Source organism: Sphingobium sp. WTD-1 (assembly GCF_030128825.1).
Taxonomy (GTDB): Bacteria; Pseudomonadota; Alphaproteobacteria; order Sphingomonadales; family Sphingomonadaceae; genus Sphingobium.
In genome coordinates this window covers 392,213-413,921 of sequence record NZ_CP119127.1, presented here as the reverse complement: position 1 = coordinate 413,921, position 21,709 = coordinate 392,213, and the positions used below count along the sequence as shown (strand labels likewise).

Below are 21,709 nucleotides of genomic sequence, written 5' to 3'. Positions count from 1 at the left end.
GCTTCCGGCATTTCCGACGAAGACTGAAGGTCGAAAGGGCGCACCGCTCATCCAAAGCGGCGCGCCCTTTTGATTTGCGGAAGGAAATCGCAATGCGACAGATAGGACGAAATTTACATGCCTGCCTGATCGGACAGACGCCCGTAATTCTCAATATTGCGAGCGAGCGATATCAGCTTGTCCGCGGGCCAACCAGAGACCATCTGACCGCCCTCCTCGCAACAAAGCCAGGCCCTGAGAACATTGCGGCCCTGGTCCGAGCAGGACTGCTCGATCCGGCCATAATGGACGCAGAAGGCGCAGCGGCACCCGTAGCTCCGACATGCAGTCATCTGGATCTGATCAAGCTCAGACATGGTTGGCTCTTGGCACCAGTGGCGCTTGTTGCATTGTCCATTGCTGTGATTCAGGTCCGTCGCGACGCGCTGCGGACCATCTTGGATCGCGTCGAGGTGGGGGCAGGGAGGCCGCAGTTGAAACTGCCAATCTTCAGCGAAGCCATGGTCGCCGCTGCATTCTACCTCCTGCGGCAGTTTCTGCCGCTCGATAATCACTGTCTTGCGCGCAGCATCGCGATTTCGCGGATGTTGCGACGCTTCGGCCACCAGGCGACCCTGGTGATTGGCGTACAGTTGCCGATCGCGGCGCATTGTTGGGTTCAGTGCGAAGACAGGCTGATGGCCGACAGAGTCGATCGGATCACCGCTTTCGAACCTATCCTGGCGAGATGAGTGCGTCGCGCTATCTGGCTTATGTCCGCTGCGCGCCTGCCGGATCCAAAGGTGCAGCGACAGACCAGATGTCAAAGGTGCCGCTCGCGGTGCCTATCAACCTTTGGACGTCCGACCCTGTCGTGATGATCGGCACGCAGGGCGCGATAATCGGGCATCTGTTTACGAAGGCGCTACCCAGTCGGCGGGTCAAGGAGCTCAACGCGGCCGAAACCAATGCGGCCATCATAACCCATGGGCAAAGTCTGATACGCGATTATTGGGGCAGTTATGTCGCCATCTTCCAGATTGCTGGCGGCGACATCGTCATAATCCGCGATCCCTCCGGTGGTCTGCCGGCTTTTTGGAGAGAGATTGACGGGGGCATCGTCATTGCGCCTCAGGTGGGCACATCTCCCTTCGCGGCATCAGATGGAATATCTGTCGATCTGGACGCGCTGCTTCTCCACATGTGGCATCCGTTCCACGCTGGCGAACAGACATGCCTCTGCGGAGTGCGGGAAATTGTGCCGGGCGGGCGGCTACACATCGGGCCATCAAAGCAGCGCTCGGACCTTCTCTGGCAACCTTGGGACTATATAGCCGGTCGTGCGCGCCTTGGCCCTGCCTCGATCGAACATCTGCGCGCCACCGTTCTCGACGCGATCAAAACTTGGGCTGGTGAGTTCGCCTCGATCTCGTCGGGCCTGTCGGGTGGACTGGATTCTTCGATCGTCTGCGCGGGGCTCGCCGGGGCGACTTCTTCGCCTCGGGGCTTCCATATGCGTTGGACCGACCGCGAGGGTGATGAGACATACTATGCGCAGCTTGTTGCCCAAGCGCTCGACATGCCGCTCGACATCTATCGGTACGACCTGGATGCCATCGATGTTGAGCAGCCCATTGTCGCACATGCTGCGCGTCCGCTGATGGCCCATTATGCCCAAAGCACTGCCAAGGCTCAGGCCATGGTTGCAGCACAACATAATATTGCGGCGTTCTTCACGGGCCATGGCGGCGATAATGTCTTTGGAATGACCCATTCGATTGTGCCGATCCTAGATCGCTATCGGGACGCAGCGGGCGCCAAGGCTGTTATCGCCTCGATCCAGGATGTTTCGAGATTGCACGACGCTTCCTATGCCACCATTCTGCTTTATATCTTGCGGCATCTCGCACGTGGTCCGCGCAAAGCAGCGCAAGGCACTTCTGGCTTTCTCAACATCGAAAGATTGAATGCGGCGAAGGAGAGGATCGCTATCCATCCTTGGCTGACACCGCCCGAGGGCCTCGCACCCGGCGCAGCCGCGCATATTCGCGCATTATCCCGAGCTGTAGGCTATGAAGGATTTCATGACCGGCGCGTCCAGCCACCGACAATCGCGCCGTTACTGGCCCAGTCGGTCATGGAGGTCTGCCTGGGCATACCCAGCTGGCAATGGGTGGAAGGCGGGATCGATCGCTCCATGGCGCGCCGCGCCTTTTCGTCCGATCTGCCGCCTGCCATTACCGCCCGCCGGACCAAAGGCGGGCCGGCGGGCTTTCTCGACCGATATTATTGGGACAATGAGCGCAAGATATTGTCCTTCCTCAAGTCCGGCTTCCTCGCTGAGCATGACCTCATATGCGCTGTGCCCCCGCCGGATGCGCCGTCAGGCAGACCGGCCTATGACCGAGCGGATGCCCGCCGCCTGCTCGGTCTTGCCGGGGTGGAAAGCTGGGCTCGCCAGTGGGCCGGCTAGCTCGGCGATCATCGATCGCCTGACTTGGGCCGCGCAAGCCGCATGGCCTCCCATCGCGCGCGTCGCGCGCCATCCGGTCCAGTTGAGGGTGGAAGATCCCGTAGCCAATAATCAAACCACTCCAGATTCTCCGCCATGGCGCCCAGCTGATTTGAGGGCAGATGGAAAAAATGCGTCTCGTCCGACGCCCAGCTCTCTCCGGGATAAAGTGATATTTCCGAGGGGATCTGCGCAGCGCGCAATGCCTGATGGAAATCGATCGCGGACTCATGTGGTTCGGCAATCTGCTGCAGCACGGGCGCCTGAGCGAAGCGCGCTCGATAGGAAGGGGCCAAAGCGGCATAATTTGGCTGGGCAACAGGATCGCCAGGAGCCCCGCCATAGATAGCCCGGTAGACACATTGGTGCGTGCGATAGCTGGTTGGTTCGAGGAACCCCCCATCGCCGCTGGATGCAGCTGAAAACAGATCAGCCTGGGTGACGGCAACATTCGCGATCTGGGAGCCATAGCTGTACCCTGCAATGCCGACATGCCTGGGATCGATCAGGCCTTCTGAATCAAGCGCATGCAATATTACACGGAAGCTCTCGAGCTGATTGAGCCAACCCAGACGCTGTATTTCCGCAGGCGGTGTTGTCCCGCCGCACATGTTGCGATCTGCCGAAGCCTTTTCCAGTTCGTCACTTTGCGAGACGTCGGGCTCATTGGCCAGTATGACCATATATCCGCGTTCAGCGAAGAGCTGGATCGGATAATCCCATTGTATATCCTTTGACCCGAACCGTTCGTCGGCGTCGGAACCATGCGTGACGAGCACAGTGGGATAGCGTTGCCCGGATTTATACGTCCGGGGGTAAATGATCAGATTTCGCGCGCGGTATCCATAGGCGTTCGTCAGGATGCGGGTCTCCACACGAAGCGGCGTAACCGCATCATGTCGCGGCGACAGGGGCTGAAGCGCTTCGATCCTGCCCGTGCCGACGGTGACCCGTACGAAGGATGGCGCTCGCGTTACCCCTTCGCGCACGCACACGCCTTCGGACAGTCCGGGCGTAAAACTGCAATGGGTCAGGCTTTCAGGAACCTCGAGCCGCGCCACTCTGCCAGCGGTATCTAGGCGGATCAGGCCATAGCGGCCCGCGCTGGTGAAGCGGACTGCTATGAGAGCCATACTCCCGTCTGGAGATCGCCAATGTCCAGGGGATCGAGCGTCCGACAATGTGGCATCAAGCACCCCATAGTCGATCAAGCGGCCATCGATTGTTCGCTCTCTCAAGCGACGCTGCTGGTTGACGCGCTCGATCGCGACCGTTCCGTCATGAGGTCCCGTGATGCGATCGGCGAACAGCGCGGGCCCTTCGTCAAGAGGTCGGCTTTTGCGATCCTCGAACCGCCAGCGGTAACGCTGGATATGGGGCACATTGAGTTTGTCTGCCTGGAGTGCATAGTCGAGCGCATCATCGTGCCAGATCGGCATGCCGCCCAGATAGCGCCCAACCCGGTCGGGGCCGATAACGTCAGCGATCCAGAGCGGCGGACCACCATCCTCCTTCATAAAGAAATGTGTCGTGACCCTCGGGCCTCGTCGCCGATAGATGGTCAGCCGCGTGACGTCTTCATCATGCCGGATTTCTCCTTTTTCGTCCTCACCGCGCAGCAGTGAGTAGAAGAGTCGACGCCCGTCGGGTGACCAGTCATAATAGGCAAGACCAAAGCGTACTGGCCCGGTGAAGCCATAGCCGAATTGTGCACCATCGGCTGACCCGACCAGGACTGGCTCGGGATTGACGACAAGGGCTTGCATAGCGCCGTCGGCCCCGAACTGATAGAGCTGAACGCCTTGTCCCTGATCGATCAATAGGCTCCAGGCCATTTTGCCGGGAACGGCCTGGAGCCTTTCCATCCAGATGGAACGGGCAAGGATCCTGTCTCCATCCGGCTGGAAGTTGGTCACATGGAGTTCGAACTCCGTGCGGTTCTCCTTTCGGTTTGCGACCCGAAGGATGTAGGCAAGCGATCGTCCGTCATCGGCCAGCGCGGTGCCGGCCACAGCGGGGATCGCCAATATGTCGTCCATGGTCCAGAAATGGCCTTGAGCCGCGACCGCACGGCCCACCATCGGCTGTGCCGCCGCGAGTGTCAGCAAGATGGCCAGGCATGTTCCCGCGCGCATCAGCATCACCACGACCGGCGAATCTGGATGGAGAGAAAGCGTCCAATTGGGGAGTAATTGGTCGTATCGAAGGGCGTGTCATAACCAGAGCCTGTGACGATCAACGGGGGCTTGGCGTTGAAGACATTCTGCATATTGGCGCCCAATTCGAATCCGCCTCCCATCTTGGCGATGGCGGAAAGATCGAGGGTCGCGAGCGCGCGCAGGCGGTAAGCTGGCAGACTCCGGTTATCGAGGATGCTTGAACTCAGATTGGTGAATGCAGAGAGGGTGAGCCGCGGTGTGACATAGCTGGCACCGACGCGGCCCTTGAGCTTGGGCGGGTTGAATATGGTGCCGGAAAGATCGACCGTCGGCAGGCCGTCGAACAATTGCCTGCTGCTATCGATCCAATTGCCATCGAAGCTGAGATCGAGCGCCTCGCGATCCGGGTCTCCGATCAGGTAGCGCATGGAAAGGCTGATGCCTTTGTAGATCTCGCGTGCCATGTTTCGGTCACGGCCATCCAGAATTGCGACGACCCGGCTGGGATCATAAGTGCCGGTCGTGCCATTCTGCAGACCGATCGCTGCACCGCTGATCAGCGACTGTTGCAGGGAGGTGGACGGGTCAAGCGTGACGAGGCTGTTATAGATCGGGTTGTTGAGCACGCCGATCGCAGACGTCAGCGGCGTTGCAACACGATCGGTGTAATCAAAATGGAAAAAACTGATGCTCCCGGTGAATTCGGGATGTTCGACTGGACGGAATTCCGCCGAGAAGGTCCAACTTTCCGATTTCTCGGGTTTCAGGTCGGCGTTCGCGCCCCCCAAGATTATCATGGTCGAGTCAGCTGGAAAGCCCGTGGCATATCTGGCGGTCTGATACAGGACGGCGGAATAGCTTCCATATCGCTGATACAGGGTCGGGAGGCGGAATGAGCGGCCCCAACTACCCTTTATCGCCAGGCCATCAAATGGCTCATAGACGATCCCCAATTTTGGAAGCGCGACGGAATCCGTGCCTGAGTTCGCCTCGTAGCGGAATGCTCCCGTCAGCCGAAGCGCACGCCCCAGCCGGGAATTCTGCGCTGGCGAAAGGATCGGGACCAGCAGTTCGGCGAAACCAAATCCGTTTTCACTGTGCTGCTTGAAGGCGTTGCTCGTGACGCCCAATGTGGTGGTGGTCAGTTCGATGCCGGTACGGCGATAGCCGCCGCCCAATGCAACGCGAACCTCGCCGGCCGGTAGGCTGAAAAGCGGGCCGTCGCCGTTCAATTCGATCGACTGAGCATCATTGTCATATTGCCGATAACTTGCCCCATAAACCGAGCCTCCCGCGAAGATGTCCGAATGAGTCTGGGATTTGTCGGCACCGAACGACGACAGGAGATGCAGATTCCAGGATGCGCCAAGGCTGGCCGTAAGCGACGGGGCGACAAGCCACGACCGGGTGTCTGCCCGGACCGCCGCGCCGCTGGCGGTGTGCGGCTGTCCCTCAAGGAAGCCGGCGATCACATCTTGCCTTCCGTCCTTGTACATGAGGTCGACATTGGCCTTCAGCTGACTGCCAATGTCCTGGAAGAGGCTTATCAGCGCGCTATCGCGCCCGAGCCTGGGGTAAAGCGATGAATCCGTCGCCATGCTTCTGGCGTAGGAACGGCTCGATGCTGGAATGTCGGAGTTGGACGAATGGTCCAGAACGGCGAGAATTCCGCCTCCGGCCCACTTGGCGCCACCCGTCAGATTATATTGCTGCTGGAAATTGCCGCCATCGGTCGAACCCCCGACTCTCGCCAGCGCGCTAACGCCTTCATAGTCGCGCTTCAGAATGACATTGACGACGCCGGCTACGGCATCGGCGCCGTAAATCGCCGAAGCGCCGTCCGTGATGATTTCGACACGATCCACTGCGGTTGCGGGAATGGCGCTGATGTCGACGGCAGAATTAAGACCGGTGTAGCTGAGGCGGTTGCCATTCAGCAGCGTCAAAGTGGCATTTGGACCCAGGCCAAGCAGGTTGGGGGACGATGATCCGTTGACGTTGACGTCGCTGTTGCCCTGGCTTGTGCCGACACCGGGGTTCTGCCCTCCGCCAAAATTCACCGTGGAACTTCGAATGACCTCGCCCAGGTCCGCTTGTCCGCCGCGGCGCATGTCTTCGGCCGTTATGACGCGAACGGGGGCCGACGGCGGCGCCCCGGTAATCCGGCTGCCGGTGACGGTGATGATGTCCCTCGAATTTTCATCGCTGATCGACTTCGAGCGGATGATCACGGCTCCATCCACGATCTTAGCTTCGAGGTCGGTGGTTTTGAGGAGCCGACCAATAGCTTCACTCGGGGTCAGATTGCCTTTGAGCGGGGCAGCGGCAATGCCCTCGATATCGCTGGCAGACATGTAAATTTCCCAGCCAGCGCTCGAGGCAACGGCGCGCAGAGATTGGTCAAGCGTCTGTGCGGGTAAATCGATGACGATAGCCGGATCGTCCTTGGCCCATGTTGCTGGGATTGAAACAACCCCTGCCGCGCCAGCCATGAGCAATGCAATCGTTTGAACCTTCGTGACGGACATTGTTCCCCCCAATGCGTTTGCCGACCCGCCACATCGGCGCGTCTGGGGGGATTGACGCTGCAATTGGTACGACCTTAGTCGTCCATCAAAGTTTTTTATCTCTTGCGCAGGTGAATGGCGCCTTGGCGGTGGACTGCAGCAAGTCCGAAAAGAGAGGCGATCCTCTCGGCAAAGCGGTCGCTATCCGTAATATGGAACCGTCCCGAAACCAGCAGATTGCCCAGGGGTGGCTCATCGAGCTCGATCGGCTGCCTTGCATATCGATTGGCATCCGCAATCACCTCCGACAGGGGCGCGGAATGATATTCGGTCCAGCCGTTGGGCCAGTCACGTCGATCGGTGTCGTCCTGTCCGACCGCAATTGGTGTGAAGTCGCTTGCAAGATAGCCATAGCTTTGCCCGGCCTGCATCTTTGGGGCTGCCCTCTCCAACACCGCGGGGCGCAGCAACCTGCGTAATTCGACCTCACCCGACAGGACGGCGACCTCGATTTGACCATCGGCAGCCATATCCACATCAAAGCTTGCGGCATTAGCCGTAAGTTCGCCTGAACCAGCCTCGACGATGAAGGGGCGAGGGTCTGCGCTCACGGCTATACGAGCCTTCCCTTCGAGCAGCCGGATTCGACGTTCTCTGCTCGTCATTGCAACTTCGATCTGGCTGGCGGCGTCGAGCGTGAGATCGGAACCGTCGGCGAGCGCCACGGTGCGGATCTGATGCCGCGGCGCACGCATGCGCGCCGGCGCAGCTTCCTCGTTGATAGCGGTCCGCAGATGCTGGTTCGACGTGAAGGTCGCGCCTAGAGCTATTGCCAGAGCAAGTGCTGCTGCAATTCCCAGGCCGAGGAAAAATGTGCGGGAATGTAACGGCTTCTTTTTGCCATGGCGGACAGATGACTTCAGTATCTCTGAAGCCTCGAAATGATATCGAGCCCGCTCATAGGCCCGTCGATGATCGGCAGACTGATCCAGCCATGCGTCGAGATCCGAGGTATCCGCCTCCGGTTCACGAGCGCGCAGATTCAGGAACCACGCGATAGCTTGTTCTTCGATGGCATCGCGGTCGACGCCATCGTCGCCATCCAGGTCGCTCATCGCGCCGCGTCCACGTGGCGGCTGATATGCGCGAGCGCCTTCACCATGTGATATTCCACCGTCGCGACGCTGATTTCCAATCGCTCATGGATTTGGCGATAGCTCATTTCATCCACCCGGTGCATCAGGAATACACGGCGGGTCTTTTCGGGAAGCGTATCGACGGCATTCTCGTAGAGGCGTAGGAGATCGGACGCCTCCAAATTGAGGCATTGTTCTGGCTGCGCGACGACATCTCGCTGCTCGTCGAGTGGAAAGATGACGACATTATCACGTCCTATCTTTCGGGCTCGATCGATCAGCAAATTGCGGGCGATTCGTTTGACGAACGCGGCAGGATTTATGAGCCGTCCCGCCTGCTCGCTGCTTGCGGCGCGCACGAAGACTTCTTGGACAAGATCAGGTGCGGCATCCCATCCGGCGCGTTTGCCCAGATAACGCAGAAGCCCGGCTCGCTCGGTCTGGAAAGTTTGCGCAAGGCTTTCGGCCGGCGGAGAAACGGCGTCGGATGCCGGCGTCCCATCGGCGGGACTATTGTGGCATCCAGAGGATACGGACCTAGGCGGACGATGGCACGGGAAAGGGAATTGAGAGGGCACAAGTCAAATCCAGGCGACAGCAACTGCCATCGGGCAGTCGCCCGACTGTTTGCTTTCCCCTGCGCTATGCCGCGGTTCGACATGCCACTGTCATCTCTAGGCGGCCGTCCGTCCTTCGTGGACCGACGTAAATTATGCTTGGCAGGTATGCTTGCGAGGCACTCTTCGGATTTCCTCACGTCACGATGATGGCGGCATGTAATCGATTGCGCAAGGCAGCCGCTGCGATCAGAGACTGGTAAACTGTGATGGAAAAAGCACAGCGAAACCTAGCCCCAAACATGCTTACCATGCGCTTACTTTGCGATTTTCGAAGGAAAAATAAGCGGTTTCGATCGGCCCCGGCGGTCCAGAATTCTTTGATTTTATTGAAGAATTCTGGAGCGGGCGAAGGGATTCGAACCCTCGACCCCAACCTTGGCAAGGTTGTGCTCTACCCCTGAGCTACGCCCGCTCTTGGCGGCCGGGAGAGTGTGTCCCTCTCGGCGGGTGGCGGCGAACTAGCAGTGGTTTCCCAAGTCGGCAAGGGCTGAATTGCAGAAAAATGAAAAACTTTTTGAAATGGCGGAAAACCTCCCGTTTTCCGGGGGTTTTGCCTCTGTGGATAAAATGACATGGCATGGTGCCTGGTTTGATGCTGCGGATGCGCCGGACTCGAATCGTCGAATCATGCCTCCGCTTGACCTGCACCCATGTTCTGTCACTCTTTGCCGATCCGGCATTTCTGCGGCCTGCGGGGATCGATTGCCGCCGCCCTTCGTATGACATGCGGATCAGGAGGAGGGTCATCCATGACGTCCGATGGTTTTACGCGCCGCCATATTCTGCAGGGCAGCGCCGTGGCGACCGCTGCGGTGCCCGGCCTGGCACAGGCTGCTCCGCCCGCCCGGTCCCCATCGGCACAGGAGGGCAATCGCATGATGGCACTCGACATGAAGGTGAACGGGCGCGACGTGCATCTGCAACTCGACCCGCGCACCACCTTGCTGGATGCGCTGCGCGAGCATCTGCATCTGACCGGCACCAAGAAGGGCTGCGACCATGGCCAGTGCGGCGCCTGCACCGTGATCGTCGAGGGGCGCCGGATCAACAGTTGCCTGACCCTTGCCGTCATGCACGAGGGCGAGAGGGTCACGACGATCGAAGGGCTGGGCACGCCGGAGCGGCTCCACCCGATGCAGCGCGCTTTCATCGTCCATGACGGTTACCAATGCGGCTATTGCACGCCTGGACAGATATGCTCCGCAGTCGCCGTGCTGGAAGAGATCGAAGCCGGCGTGCCGAGCCATGTGACGCAGGATCTGGATCAGGTCGCCTGGTCCGACGCGGAGGCGCGCGAGCGGATGAGCGGCAATATCTGCCGCTGCGCCGCCTATCCCAACATTATCGCCGCCATGCGCGACGTCGCCGGGGAGGAGAAGGCATGAGACCCTTCACCTATGAGCGCCCGGCCAGCGTGGAAGCGGCGGTCAAGGCGGCAGCATCGGTCCAGGGTGCCCGCTTCATCGCCGGCGGCACAAACCTGCTCGACCTAATGAAATTGCAGATCGAGACGCCGGCCCATCTGATCGACGTCAACCATCTGGGCCTCAACACAATCGAGCCGACGCAGGAGGGCGGTCTTCGGATCGGCGCATTGGTGCGTAATACCGACCTTGCCGCCGACAAGCGGGTGCGGCGCGACTATGCGGTGCTCAGCCGGGCGCTGGTGGCGGGTGCATCGGGCCAGTTGCGCAACAAGGCGACGACCGGTGGCAATCTGCTGCAGCGGACCCGCTGTCCCTATTTCTACGACACGCGCATGCCTTGTAACAAAAGGCGGCCGGGCAGTGGTTGCGGCGCGATGCAGGGGATGAGCCGCAGCTTGGCGATTGTCGGCGTCAGCGACGCCTGCATCGCCCAGAATCCCAGCGACATGGCGGTGGCGCTGCGGCTGCTGGATGCACAGGCGGAGACGATGGCACCGGGCGGCGTTAAGCGCACCATCCCGATCGCCGATTTCCATCGCCTGCCGGGCGATGCACCGCAGGTGGATAATGCACTGCAGCCCGGCGAGATGATCCTGTCGGTGACCTTGCCCAAACCGATCGGCGGTACCCATGTCTATCGCAAGGTGCGTGACCGAGCCTCCTATGCCTTCGCATTGGTGTCGGTCGCCGCGGTGTTCGGCAACGACGGTCAGGCGCGCTTTGCCTTTGGCGGAATCGCGCCCAAACCCTGGCGGGTGGCGGACGCCGATGCGGCCGCGTCGCAGGGTGCCAAGGCCGTTGCCGACGCTGCCTTGGCGGGTGCCCGCACCACCCCGCATAATGACTTCAAGAAGGCGTTGCTGAGCCAGACGCTGGCATCGCTCTATCGCCAGCAGGAGGCACGGGCATGAAGTTCGACACGCCAGCCGGCCCGAACCCGATCGACCGCGGCCGCGTGGTCGGTATTCCGCACGACCGGATCGATGGTGCTGCCAAGGTCACCGGCACTGCGCCCTATGCCTATGAACGCCATGATGCGGCGCCCAATGCCGCCTATGGCTGGATTGTCGGCAGCGCGATCGCCAAGGGGCAGATCCGTTCGATGGACCTGCGCGCGGCCGAGGCGGCGCCGGGCGTGCTCGGCATCGTCACCCATGCCAATGCCGGCACGCTGGGCAAGGGGCAGTTCAACACCGCCCATCTGCTCGGCGGCCCGGCGATCCAGCATTATGAGCAGGCCCTGGCGCTGGTGATTGCCGACACGCTGGAAAATGCGCGTGATGCGGCAAAGCTGGTGCGGATCGACTATGCGCCCGAACAGGGGCGGTTCGACCTGAAGGCGGAACGGCTGCACGGCACCATGCCGCCGGCCAGTTTCGGGTCGCCGGCCGACACCAAGGTCGGCGATTTCGATGGCGCCTTTGCCAAGGCGGCGGTGAAGATCGACCAAAGCTACAGTACGCCCGATCATAGCCATGCGATGATGGAACCGCACGCTACGACGGCGGCCTGGAATGGCGACAAGCTGACCTTGTGGACCGCCAACCAGATGATCGCCTGGAGCGTCGGCGAGATGGCCAAGACGCTGGGTATTCCCAAGGAGAATATCCGGCTGGTCGCGCCCTATATTGGCGGGGGCTTCGGCGCGAAGCTGTTCCTGCGTGCGGACGCGCTGCTCGCGGCGCTGGGTGCGAAACAGATCGGGCGGCCGGTCAAGGTCGCGATCGCCCGGCCGCAAATCCCCAACAACACCACCCATCGCCCGGCGACGATCCAGCGCATCCGTCTGGGCGCGGGCAAGGACGGCGTGATCGATGCGATCGCGCATGAGGTCTGGTCGGGCGACCTGCCCGGCGGTGGCCCGGAAACGGCAGCGCAGCAGACCCGCCTTCTCTATCGCGGCGCCAACCGCATCACCGCGCATCGGCTGGCCGTGCTCGACCTGCCGGAGGGTAATGCGATGCGCGCGCCGGGCGAGGCGGTCGGCATGCTGGCATTGGAAGTGGCGATGGACGAACTGGCGGAGGCCTGCGGGCTGGACCCGGTCGAACTGCGCATCCGCAACGACGTGCAATATGATCCCGAAGCCGGCCCGCAGCGCCCTTTTTCCAGCCGCAAGCTGGTGGAGTGCCTGCGCGCCGGATCGGAACGGTTTGGCTGGGGCAAACGCAATCCGCGCCCCGGCCAGATGCGCGACGGGCGCTGGTGGGTGGGCATGGGCATGGCCGCCGCCTTCCGCAACAATATTACGACGGATTCGGGCGCGCGCATCGGCATCGATGGGCAGGGACGGGTGACGGTCGAAACCGACATGACCGATATTGGCACCGGCACCTACACCATCATGGCCCAGACCGCAGCGGAAGTGTTGGGCGTGGAGGTGGATGCGGTGACGGTGCGTCTGGGCGACAGCCGCTTTCCCGCCTCGGCCGGATCGGGCGGCCAATGGGGCGCCAATAGTTCAACCGCCGGCGTTTATGCCGCCGCCATGGCGATGCGGGCGAAGCTGACGGAAAAGGCCGGCTATCCGATCGCCGCTGCCCGGTTTGAGGACGGGTTGGTGAAGATGGGCAACCAGTCGCAGACTTTGGGTGCGCTCGCCGGACGTGACGGGCTGTGGGTCGAGGACAGGATCGAGTTTGGCGATCTTGCCAAACGCTATGCCCAGGCGACCTTCGGTGCGCATTTCTGCGAGGTTGGGGTCGATATCGACACGGCCGAGGTGCGCATCCGCCGGATGGGCGGCGCCTTTGCCGCCGGCCGAATCCTCAACCCCAAATCGGCGCGCAACCAGGTGATCGGGGCGATGACCATGGGCGCCGGCGCGGCGCTGATGGAGGCGCTGGATGTCGATACCCGCTTCGGCTTCTTCGTCAATCATGACATGGCCGAATATCTGGTGCCGGTGCATGCTGATATTCCTGAACAGGATGTGCTGTTCATCGAGGAACTGGACGACAAGAGCTCGCCGATGAAGGCCAAGGGCGTGGGTGAGCTGGGCATATGCGGCGCCGGCGCGGCGGTGGCCAATGCGGTCTATAATGCGACCGGTATCCGGCTGCGCGACTATCCGCTGACCATCGACAAGCTGCTGCATGCAGGCATGCCGGTGGTCGCGGCTTGACAGTGCAGGGCGCGACTTCCTAGTCCCCGATGCAAAATCGGACCAAGGGGACGCGCTTCATGAAAATCCTGCCGCTGCCGTTGATGCTGTGCGCGCTGCCCGGCGTCGCCGTTGCCCAGGCGCCCGATGTGACGGCGGATCAGGCCGCGTCGATCATCGTCACCGGCACGGGCCTAAGCCTGCCGCCTGGGACGCCGGCCTATGGCTCTGTGGTGATCGACCGGGATCGGCTTGAGGATGCGGCATCGGGGCGGATCGAGAGCGTGCTGGCCGATGTCGCGGGCTTCCAGCAGTTCCGCCGCTCTGACAGCCGGGCGTCCAATCCCTCGAACCAGGGCGCCACCCTGCGCGCGCTGGGCGGCAATGCGTCGAGCCGGACCCTGGTGCTGCTCGATGGCGTGCCGGTCGCCGATCCCTTCTTCGGCTATATCCCCTTCTCGGCTTTGGTGCCCGACCGGCTGGCGCTGGTGCGGGTGACGCGCGGCGGCGGCAGCGGCGCGTTCGGCGCGGGCGCGGTTGCCGGGACGATCGAACTGGCCAGCGCCACCCGCGACCAGATGCCGGTGTTTGGCGCCAGCGCCTTTTATGGCAGCAGGGATGCGACCGAATTGTCCGCCAGCATCGCGCCGGATCTGGGCAGCGGTTACGTGTCGCTGTCCGGTCGCTGGGATCGGGGCGATGGTTTCCAGACCACGCCGAAGGACCAGCGCGTCGCCGCCACCGTGCCCGCCGCCTATGATAGCTGGTCGACCAATTTGCGCGCCGTCGCGCCGATCGACGCGACCTCGGAAATCCAGTTTCGCGGCACCCTGTTCCAGGATAACCGCACCCTGCGCTTTGCCGGTGCCGACAGCATGAGCCAGGGCCAGGACGCCAGCATCCGCTATATCAGCCGCGGCCGCTGGCAGGTCGATGCGCTCGCCTATCTCCAGGCGCGCAACTTCTCGAACATCGTCATCTCTTCCACCAGCTTCCGCAAGTCGCTCGACCAGCGCAACACCCCCTCGACCGGGATCGGCGGCAAGATCGAGCTGCGCCCGCCGGTGGGCGAGGAGCATGTGCTGCGCATCGGCGTGGACACCCGCTTTGCCACCGGCGACATGTATGAGGATGCCTATAATGCCGGCATCGCCAGCAACCCGCTGACATCGCGCCGCCATGCCGGTGGCGACCAGATCACGTCCGGCATCTTCGCAGAGGATGACTGGACGATTGGAAATCTGGTCCTGACCGGTGGCATACGCGCCGATCGCTGGTCGATCCGCAACGGCTTCTACAAGGCGGTCAGTGCAGCCGGCCTGGTGACGCAGGACAGCAGCTACGCCAACCGATCCGACTGGGAATTTTCAGGCCGGGTAGGCGCGCTCTATCATCTGAGCGATGCGGTGGCGCTGCGCGGCGCGGCCTATAGCGGCTTCCGCCTGCCCACGCTCAATGAGCTCTATCGCCCCTTCGTGGTCTTCCCGGTCACCACCCAGGCCAATGAAGCCTTGAAGCCCGAGAAGCTCAAGGGCGTGGAAGGTGGCATCGATCTGACCCCGGCATCGGGCGTGCAACTCTCCGCCACGCTCTTCTACAACCGGCTCGACGATGCGATCGCCAATGTCACCATCGCCACCAACACCCGCCAGCGCCAGAATGTGAACGCGATCGTGGCCAAGGGCGTGGAACTGACCGCCAGCGCACAGCTTCCGGCCAATTTCTCGCTGCTTGCCTCCTATGCCTATAGCCACAGCAAGGTCGATGCGCCGGGCATGGCGTTCGACGGCTTCGCGCCCGCGCAGGTGCCGCGCCATTCCGCCAGTGCGACGCTGGCCTGGGCGCCCAAGGCCGGGCCGGAGCTGTCGGCGACGCTGCGCTACACGGCCAAGCAATATGAGGATGACCTGCAGAGCGATGTGCTGCCCGATGCACTGACGCTCGACGCCCTCGCCCGACTGCCGATCGGCCATGGCATCAGCCTGGTCGCGCGCGGCGAGAATCTGTTCGACGAGGATGTCGTCACCCGCAATGCCGGTGGATCCATCGACCTGGGCACACCCAGGACGCTCTGGATCGGTGTCACCGTGCGCGGCTGAGCCGATTCCCGTCACACAGTTTCTTGCCCTCGTCTGGTTGCTGCTGGCGAACCTGATGGCCTTCACGCTGTTCGGATTCGACAAGCGCCGGGCCGTGCGGGGGATGGCGCGAATCCGCGAGCGGACCTTGCTGCTCTGGGCGCTTGCAGGCGGGACGCCGGGTGCATTTGCCGCGCGCCACCTCTTTCGTCACAAGACGCGCAAACAGCCTTTCGTCCGGTGGCTATGGCTGATCGCGGCGGCGCAGGGGCTGGTCCTCGCCGGATGGGCGATGATCTGATTTTTCATCTGTCGGGGGAGAAATGGTGCTGCCGGCGAGGATTGAACTCGCGACCTCAGCCTTACCAAGGATGCGCTCTACCACTGAGCTACGGCAGCACTCTATTTCGTCTCCGTCGCGCCGTGCGCTTCGGAGGTCGCGCCTATGGCCGCCCCATTGCCTCCTGTCAAGGCGGGTTGCGGCAGATAATGCATTTTGCTTATGCGCTTCGGCATGAGCGAGACCCAGGACGAAAAGAAAGCAAGGCTGGCGCAGGCGCTGCGCGACAATCTGCGGCGGCGCAAGGCCCAGAGCCGCGATGTGGCGCGGGAAGGGGCTGAGCCCACCCCCGCGCCGGAATCGTCCAAGGACTGATTCGGGTTAGAGCGGCACGCAGGCCGACTGGAGCCAGGCCAGCGCCTCGCCGTCGAGCTGCGGGCCGACCACGGCCAGCACCTGCGCATGATAGGCGTCGACCCAGGCGCGCTCGCCCGCGTCCAGCAGATCGGTGGCGATGGCGTTGCGGTCGATCGGCGCGAAGGTCAGGGTTTCGAAACCCAGCATCGGCTTTTCGCCGCCGGCGATCGCCCGTTCCTCGACCAGCACCAGATTCTCGATCCGGATGCCATATTCGCCGGTCTTGTAATAGCCCGGCTCGTTCGAGAGGATCATGCCCGCCACCAGCGGCTCGTCGCCGCCGCCGAAGGTCGCGATCCGCTGCGGCCCTTCATGCACCGACAGGAAGCTGCCGACGCCATGGCCGGTGCCATGGGCATAATCCAGACCCTGCGCCCAGAGATACTGGCGCGCCAGCACGTCGAGCTGGCCGCCGCGCGTGCCGACCGGGAAGACGGCACGGGCCAGCGCGATATGCCCCTTCAGCACCAGGGTGAAGCGCTGCTTCATCTCTTCGCTAGGGCTGCCGATGGCGATGGTGCGGGTGACGTCGGTGGTGCCGTCACGATACTGGCCGCCCGAATCGACCAGGTAAAAGCTGCCCGTCTCGATCGGCCGATTGGTCTTTTCCTCGACGCGATAATGGACGACCGCGCCATTGGGGCCGGCACCGCTGATCGTGTCGAAGGACAGATCTTCCAGCAGGCCGGTCTCCTTGCGGAACGCCTCCAGCCGGTCCGAGGCGGAAAGTTCGGTGAGGCCGCCCTTGGGCGCTTCCACCGCGATCCAGTGGAGGAAACGGCTCAAGGCGGCGCCGTCGCGTTCCTGCGCCGCCTTGTGGCCGGCAATTTCGGTGTCGTTCTTGATCGCCTTGGGCAGGACCACGGGATCACGCAGGCTGAGTATCTGCGCGCCGCCGGCATCGAGCGCCTCGAAGATGGCGGCGACGGCGCGCTCGGGGTCGGCGACGACGGTCTTGCCCTTGAGGTCGGCGAGCGCATCGGCAAAGGCGGCGCGGTCATGGATGCGCACGGCGTTGCCCAGATGCTTGGCAACCGCCTCGTCCATCTTCTCCGGCGCGACATAAAGGTCGGCGGTCGCATCGGCATGGACGATGGCATAGGCGAGCGCGACCGGGGTGCGCTCGACATCCTTGCCGCGGATGTTGAAGGCCCAGGCGATCGAATCGAGCGCGGAGAGGACGGCGGCGTCCGCCTTCTTCGACACCAGCCAGTCGGCGATGTCGGCGCGTTTCTCGGCCGCATTCTTGCCGGCATAGCGATCCTCATGGACCACCAGCTTGGCGTCGCTGGGCGCCGGGCGATCGGGCCAGACGGCGTCGACCGGATTGGTGTCGACCGCAACCAGCTCCGCGCCCTTCTGGGCCAGCGCTTCGGTGGCCTGCTTCACCCAGGCGCGGGTGTGCAGCCAGGAATCATAGCCGATGCGCGCGCCTTCGATCGCATGGTCCTTCAACCAGGCGGCAATCGAGGTCTGCGGCACGCTTTCATATTGCCAATGGGCGCCGTCCACCTGCTCGCGCACCTGCAGCGTATAGCGGCCGTCGACGAAGATCGCGGCCTCCTCCGGCAGGACCACGGCGCTGCCGGCCGAACCCTGGAAACCGGTCAGCCAGGCGAGCCGCTGGGCATAGGCGCCGACATATTCGCTCATATGCTCGTCGGTCAGGGGGACCACGAAACCATCGAGCTTCTGGCGTACCAGCTGGGCGCGCAGGGCCTTCAGGCGATCTTCATAACTGGACATCGAACTTCCCTTGGATCATTCCGGCCTCTTGCGTTGGCCATAATGCCGACAACATAGAGGGGCCGGCGCGCTTATTCCAGCGCAGCCCCCGTCTGGACCATGGATAGTTAATGACCGATCAAATGCAGCCGCCCCTGTCCCCGCCGATCGCCGAACGCCGCCCGCACAGCTTCGCGCATCATGGCATCACGGTGGACGATCCTTATGCATGGCTGCGTGATCCGGGCTATCCCGACGTCAAGGACAAGGATGTGCTCGCCTATCTGGAGGCCGAGAATGCTTGGTTCGAGGGCGCGATGGCGCCACACAAGCCGCTGCTCGATACGCTGTTCCACGAGATGAAGGGGCGCATCAAGGAAGATGACCAGTCGGTCCCGCAGAAGGATGGCGACTATATCTACTGGCGTGCGTTCGAGACCGGGGCGCAATATCGCAAATGGTATCGCAAGCCCGCAGCAGGCGGTGACGACCAGCTGATCCTGGACGAACCGGCGCTGGCGCAGGGCCATGAATATTTCCGCCTGGGCGCCATGTCGGTCAGCCCCGACGGCCGCTATCTGGCCTATGGCATCGACACCAATGGCTCCGAACGGTTCGAGGCGCGGATCAAGGATCTCTTCTCGGGCGAAATCCTGCCCGAAGTCATTCCCGACACATTGTCTTCGCTGGTGTGGACCAGCGATTCAAAGGGGCTGCTCTATGGTCTCGCCAATGAAAATTGGCGGACCGACAATGCGCGGCTGCACTGGCTGGGCCAGAGCGTCGAGAGCGATGTCGAGTTGTTCCATGAGGATGATGAGGGCTTCCGCGTTTCGATCGGCCTCACCTCCTCGGAAAAATGGATCGTCATCGCGACCGGCGACCATGTCACCAGCGAAGCCTGGCTGATCCCGGCCGACAATCCGACCGCGACGCCGCTGCTCGTCTCCGCGCGCCAGCCCGGCCGCGAATATGATGTCGATGAGCATGAGGGCACGCTCTACATCAAGACCAACGACACCCATCCCAATTTCCGGCTGGTTAAGGCATCGCTCGATGCGCCCGACCAGTGGGATGAGGTGATCGGCGCCGACGCCCATTTCTACCTGACCGATTTCACCCTGTTCAAGACCTTCTACGTCACCGAAGGGCGGCAGGACGGGCTCGACCAGATCGAGCTGCGCGATTATGCGACCCACAGCGCCAAGCGCATTCCCTTCCCGGAAGCCAGCTATTCGGCGAGTCTCGACGACAATCCCGAATATGAGGTGACGAAGCTGCGCATCGGCTATGAATCGATGGTCACGCCCGACACCATCTATGATTATCATCTGGCAACGGGTGAGCTGGAGGTGCTGAAGGTCCAGGAAATCCCCTCGGGCTATGACGCCAGCCTTTATGCCGCCGAGCGGTTGATGATCGCGGCGCGCGACGGCACGCAGATTCCGGTGTCGATCGTCTATCCCAAGGATTTTCCGCGCGACGGCAGCGCGCCGCTGCATCTCTATGGCTATGGCGCCTATGGCCTGGCGATGGAGCCGGGCTTCTCGACCAGCCGCCTGTCGCTGCTCGATCGTGGCTTTGCCTTTGCTATCGCTCATATTCGCGGCGGCGACGACCTGGGCCAGCAATGGTATCTCGACGGCAAGCTCGACAAGCGCACCAACACCTTCACCGATTTCGTCGATGTCGCAAAGGGGCTGATCGATCTTGGCTATTCGGCCAGGGGCAGGATCAGCATTTCGGGCGGATCGGCCGGTGGTGAGCTGATGGGCGCGGTCATCAACTCCGATCCCGACCTGTGGGGCGCGGTGGTGGCCCATGTGCCGTTCGTCGACGTGCTCAACACCATGCTGGACGAGACGCTGCCCCTGACGCCGGGCGAATGGCCCGAATGGGGCAATCCGATCGAGGATGAGGCTGCGTTCCGCACCATCCAGTCCTATGACCCCTACACCCATGTCAGCGCCCAGGCCTATCCGCCGCTGATGGTGACCGCCGGCCTCAACGATCCGCGCGTCACCTATTGGGAACCGGCAAAATGGGTGGCGAAGCTGCGCGCGACCAAGACCGACAATAATATCCTGCTGCTCAAGACCAATATGGGCGCAGGCCATGGCGGCAAGTCCGGGCGGTTCGAGAGCCTGCACGAGACCGCCGAGGAATTTGCGTTCATCCTGTGGCAGCTGGGAGTGGAAGGCTGATGGCGTCGAGCTTCACCAAGCAGTTCACCGCACGGCCCGAGCATATCGATGTGCTGGGCCATGTGAACAATGCGGTGTGGGTGCAGTGGATGGAGCAATTGTCGGTCGAACATTGGATGACCGATGCCGACCCCGCTCATGTCGATGCCTATATCTGGGTGGTGACCCGGCATGAGGTCGATTATCGCGGTAATGTGACCGAGGGCGATGTCGTGTCGGGCCGCACCTGGATACCGGAAGGGCCGCGCGGCGCGCGGTTCGACCGGCTGATCGAGTTCACCGGACCGGACGGCAAGGTGAAGGTGTCGGCCAAATCCACCTGGGCGATGATCGACAAGGAAAGCGGCCGGCTGATGCGGGTGCCGGCCGAAGTCGCCGCCAACTTCATCGAGGGCTGAGCCGGCCCAGCTTCAGCGGGCGCTGACGGCCTGGGAGAGGGCGCGGGCTGCCTGCACATAGGCCGGTCCGCCGCACACGGTCCAGGCCTGGGGCAGGCTGATGCGCGCTATGTCGCGCAGCACGGGATGGTGCAGCATTTCGGTGCCCTGGTCGGTGATGCGGTCGGTCGCGCTCTCGACGATCAGATAATCCGGTCGGGCCGCGACCATCTCCTCCAGGCTGACCTGCGCGATCGCCGGCTTGCCAAGGTCGGCGGCCAGGTTGCGCAGGCCCGCCCGCGTCATCAGGTCGTCGACCAGCGTGCCGGTGCCGGTCATGTAGCCGCGCCGCTGATAATAGGCCGCGACTTTGGGCTTGGGTGCGCGGGGCAGGGCGGCGAGTTCCCGGTCCATCCGCGCGATCATCGCTTCGCCGCGGTCGGCATGGCCGATCGCCTGCGCCACCGTGCGGATCGAGGTGACGATATCGGCATAGCTGTCCGCGCTTTTGAGGTCGACGGCGGGATAATGCTGGGCCTTGAGGATCGCGATCGCCGGATTGCGCCGCGCCGGCATGCCGATCACCAGATCGGGGTTGGTCGCCAAAATCTGCTCGGCCGATCCGTCGAGGATGGGCAGGCCCTTCGTTACGGCAGCCACCGCCGACATCTGTCGATCGCCGGCGTTATGGGTCAGGCCGGCAATCTGGTCGCGATCGGCCAGCGCGACCAGCAACTGGTCGGCGCACAGGTTGAGTGACACGATCCGTTGCGGACGTTTGCCTGCATTAGCAGGCTGGCGCGCGGTGGCCGCCCATAATGTGGCGCCACCGATGAGGGCGATCAGCAGGGCGATCATCCCCTTACCGGGGCCGATGGGCGCAAATATCCGCATGGCCACCTCCCTTAGCCCGCGCGCTCCTCCAGGCAAGGAAGATTGACGCTCCAGTCGGGCTCGCCTATCGCCCGGACTGCGACAGGTTCCCCAGTAGCGGGGATGAAAAGGGAATGGGGTTCAAGACCCCGGCTGCCCCTGCAACTGTGAGCGGCGAGCTTTTGTGCCACATGCCATTGGGACCGCAAGGTTCTGAGAAGGCGGCATGAATCAGCGATGACCCGCGAGCCAGGAGACCTGCCCGTCGCGGTCGTCCTTCGCGCGGACAGGGTGTGCCGAGCGGACGGGGGT

Annotated in this window: 16 protein-coding genes, 2 tRNA genes and 1 riboswitch; of the genes, 10 read left to right on the top strand and 8 right to left on the bottom strand. The window is 62.6% G+C overall.

The annotated features are described in order from the left end of the window. The first annotated feature begins 92 nt into the window (after positions 1–92). Positions 93–731: a lasso peptide biosynthesis B2 protein gene (locus tag N6H05_RS02170; RefSeq protein WP_136186197.1), complete on the top strand. Its 639-nt coding sequence runs from the start codon at positions 93–95 to the stop codon at positions 729–731. A gap of 68 nt (positions 732–799) precedes the next feature. Further along, complete coding sequence (locus N6H05_RS02165) at positions 800–2,452, top strand: asparagine synthase-related protein (RefSeq protein WP_284112543.1); 1,653 nt, start codon at positions 800–802, stop codon at positions 2,450–2,452. 8 nt (positions 2,453–2,460) lie between these two features. Here N6H05_RS02165 and N6H05_RS02160 read toward each other — a convergent pair whose 3' ends face one another. From N6H05_RS02160 to N6H05_RS02140, 5 genes are all read right to left on the bottom strand, one after another. Further along, positions 2,461–4,632, bottom strand: coding sequence for a prolyl oligopeptidase family serine peptidase (locus tag N6H05_RS02160; protein WP_284114147.1), 2,172 nt, complete (start codon positions 4,630–4,632; stop codon positions 2,461–2,463). Further along, on the bottom strand, positions 4,632–7,178 hold the full coding sequence (locus N6H05_RS02155; RefSeq protein WP_284112542.1) for a TonB-dependent receptor domain-containing protein: 2,547 nt from the start codon (positions 7,176–7,178) through the stop codon (positions 4,632–4,634). The genes N6H05_RS02160 and N6H05_RS02155 overlap by 1 nt, the downstream gene beginning before the upstream one ends. A 95-nt stretch (positions 7,179–7,273) precedes the next feature. Beyond that, complete coding sequence (locus N6H05_RS02150; RefSeq protein ID WP_284112541.1) at positions 7,274–8,272, bottom strand: FecR family protein; 999 nt, start codon at positions 8,270–8,272, stop codon at positions 7,274–7,276. Beyond that, positions 8,269–8,871: an RNA polymerase sigma factor gene (locus tag N6H05_RS02145; RefSeq protein WP_257010967.1), complete on the bottom strand. Its 603-nt coding sequence runs from the start codon at positions 8,869–8,871 to the stop codon at positions 8,269–8,271. The genes N6H05_RS02150 and N6H05_RS02145 overlap by 4 nt, the downstream gene beginning before the upstream one ends. Before the next feature lie 379 nt (positions 8,872–9,250). Next, positions 9,251–9,325: transfer RNA gene (locus N6H05_RS02140), tRNA-Gly, on the bottom strand. Positions 9,326–9,662: 337 nt separating this feature from the next. Here N6H05_RS02140 and paoA point away from each other — a divergent pair. Genes paoA through N6H05_RS02115 form a run of 5 tightly spaced genes read left to right on the top strand, consistent with a single transcriptional unit; the run spans position 9,663 to position 15,822 of the window. After that, positions 9,663–10,298: an aldehyde dehydrogenase iron-sulfur subunit PaoA gene (paoA, locus tag N6H05_RS02135; RefSeq protein ID WP_284112540.1), complete on the top strand. Its 636-nt coding sequence runs from the start codon at positions 9,663–9,665 to the stop codon at positions 10,296–10,298. Continuing rightward, complete coding sequence (locus N6H05_RS02130; protein ID WP_284112539.1) at positions 10,295–11,251, top strand: FAD binding domain-containing protein; 957 nt, start codon at positions 10,295–10,297, stop codon at positions 11,249–11,251. Before paoA ends, N6H05_RS02130 begins: the two co-directional genes overlap by 4 nt. Continuing rightward, positions 11,248–13,464 (top strand): aldehyde oxidoreductase molybdenum-binding subunit PaoC, encoded by a 2,217-nt coding sequence (gene paoC / locus N6H05_RS02125; protein ID WP_284112538.1) that lies wholly within the window; start codon positions 11,248–11,250, stop codon positions 13,462–13,464. Before N6H05_RS02130 ends, paoC begins: the two co-directional genes overlap by 4 nt. 59 nt (positions 13,465–13,523) lie before the next feature. Continuing rightward, the gene (locus tag N6H05_RS02120) at positions 13,524–15,542 is read left to right on the top strand and encodes a TonB-dependent receptor plug domain-containing protein (protein ID WP_284112537.1); all 2,019 of its coding nucleotides are present in this window, start codon (positions 13,524–13,526) and stop codon (positions 15,540–15,542) included. Between the two features lie 55 nt (positions 15,543–15,597). Beyond that, positions 15,598–15,822, top strand: a complete 225-nt coding sequence (locus tag N6H05_RS02115) for a DUF1294 domain-containing protein (protein ID WP_284112535.1) — start codon at positions 15,598–15,600, stop codon at positions 15,820–15,822. 23 nt (positions 15,823–15,845) lie between these two features. Here the strand turns inward: N6H05_RS02115 and N6H05_RS02110 are convergent. Continuing rightward, positions 15,846–15,920 (bottom strand) — tRNA-Thr (locus N6H05_RS02110). Positions 15,921–16,035: 115 nt separating this feature from the next. Between N6H05_RS02110 and N6H05_RS02105 the strand changes: the two genes are divergently transcribed. Further along, the gene (locus N6H05_RS02105) at positions 16,036–16,176 is read left to right on the top strand and encodes a hypothetical protein (protein WP_164522487.1); all 141 of its coding nucleotides are present in this window, start codon (positions 16,036–16,038) and stop codon (positions 16,174–16,176) included. A gap of 6 nt (positions 16,177–16,182) precedes the next feature. On the opposite strand, the gene N6H05_RS02100 is transcribed toward N6H05_RS02105, so the two are convergent. Continuing rightward, positions 16,183–17,964 (bottom strand): aminopeptidase P family protein, encoded by a 1,782-nt coding sequence (locus N6H05_RS02100; RefSeq protein ID WP_284112534.1) that lies wholly within the window; start codon positions 17,962–17,964, stop codon positions 16,183–16,185. A gap of 110 nt (positions 17,965–18,074) precedes the next feature. On the opposite strand from N6H05_RS02100, the gene N6H05_RS02095 reads away from it, so the two are divergent. Together N6H05_RS02095 and N6H05_RS02090 are read left to right on the top strand one after the other, a co-directional pair. Beyond that, positions 18,075–20,147 (top strand): S9 family peptidase, encoded by a 2,073-nt coding sequence (locus tag N6H05_RS02095; RefSeq protein WP_284112533.1) that lies wholly within the window; start codon positions 18,075–18,077, stop codon positions 20,145–20,147. Next, positions 20,147–20,545 carry an acyl-CoA thioesterase gene (locus tag N6H05_RS02090; protein ID WP_004209723.1) on the top strand — a complete coding sequence of 133 codons (399 nt, stop codon included), beginning with the start codon at positions 20,147–20,149 and terminating at the stop codon, positions 20,543–20,545. Before N6H05_RS02095 ends, N6H05_RS02090 begins: the two co-directional genes overlap by 1 nt. Before the next feature lie 12 nt (positions 20,546–20,557). On the opposite strand, the gene N6H05_RS02085 is transcribed toward N6H05_RS02090, so the two are convergent. Further along, entirely contained in the window at positions 20,558–21,418 is an 861-nt protein-coding gene (locus N6H05_RS02085) for an ABC transporter substrate-binding protein (protein ID WP_284112532.1), read from the bottom strand. Positions 21,419–21,484: 66 nt separating this feature from the next. Continuing rightward, positions 21,485–21,677, top strand: a riboswitch (cobalamin riboswitch). Positions 21,678–21,709 lie beyond the last annotated feature (32 nt).

Coding starts and splice junctions, on each gene's coding strand:
- paoC (WP_284112538.1), top strand. CDS start 11,248: ATGAAGTTCGACACGCCAGCCGGCCCGAACCCGATCGACCGCGGCCGC.
- N6H05_RS02090 (WP_004209723.1), top strand. CDS start 20,147: ATGGCGTCGAGCTTCACCAAGCAGTTCACCGCACGGCCCGAGCATATC.
- N6H05_RS02095 (WP_284112533.1), top strand. CDS start 18,075: ATGACCGATCAAATGCAGCCGCCCCTGTCCCCGCCGATCGCCGAACGC.
- N6H05_RS02100 (WP_284112534.1), bottom strand. CDS start 17,964: ATGTCCAGTTATGAAGATCGCCTGAAGGCCCTGCGCGCCCAGCTGGTA.
- N6H05_RS02155 (WP_284112542.1), bottom strand. CDS start 7,178: ATGTCCGTCACGAAGGTTCAAACGATTGCATTGCTCATGGCTGGCGCG.
- N6H05_RS02115 (WP_284112535.1), top strand. CDS start 15,598: ATGGCCTTCACGCTGTTCGGATTCGACAAGCGCCGGGCCGTGCGGGGG.
- N6H05_RS02150 (WP_284112541.1), bottom strand. CDS start 8,272: ATGAGCGACCTGGATGGCGACGATGGCGTCGACCGCGATGCCATCGAA.
- N6H05_RS02130 (WP_284112539.1), top strand. CDS start 10,295: ATGAGACCCTTCACCTATGAGCGCCCGGCCAGCGTGGAAGCGGCGGTC.
- N6H05_RS02165 (WP_284112543.1), top strand. CDS start 800: ATGTCAAAGGTGCCGCTCGCGGTGCCTATCAACCTTTGGACGTCCGAC.
- N6H05_RS02120 (WP_284112537.1), top strand. CDS start 13,524: ATGAAAATCCTGCCGCTGCCGTTGATGCTGTGCGCGCTGCCCGGCGTC.
- N6H05_RS02085 (WP_284112532.1), bottom strand. CDS start 21,418: ATGCGGATATTTGCGCCCATCGGCCCCGGTAAGGGGATGATCGCCCTG.
- N6H05_RS02170 (WP_136186197.1), top strand. CDS start 93: ATGCGACAGATAGGACGAAATTTACATGCCTGCCTGATCGGACAGACG.
- N6H05_RS02105 (WP_164522487.1), top strand. CDS start 16,036: ATGAGCGAGACCCAGGACGAAAAGAAAGCAAGGCTGGCGCAGGCGCTG.
- N6H05_RS02160 (WP_284114147.1), bottom strand. CDS start 4,632: ATGCTGATGCGCGCGGGAACATGCCTGGCCATCTTGCTGACACTCGCG.
- paoA (WP_284112540.1), top strand. CDS start 9,663: ATGACGTCCGATGGTTTTACGCGCCGCCATATTCTGCAGGGCAGCGCC.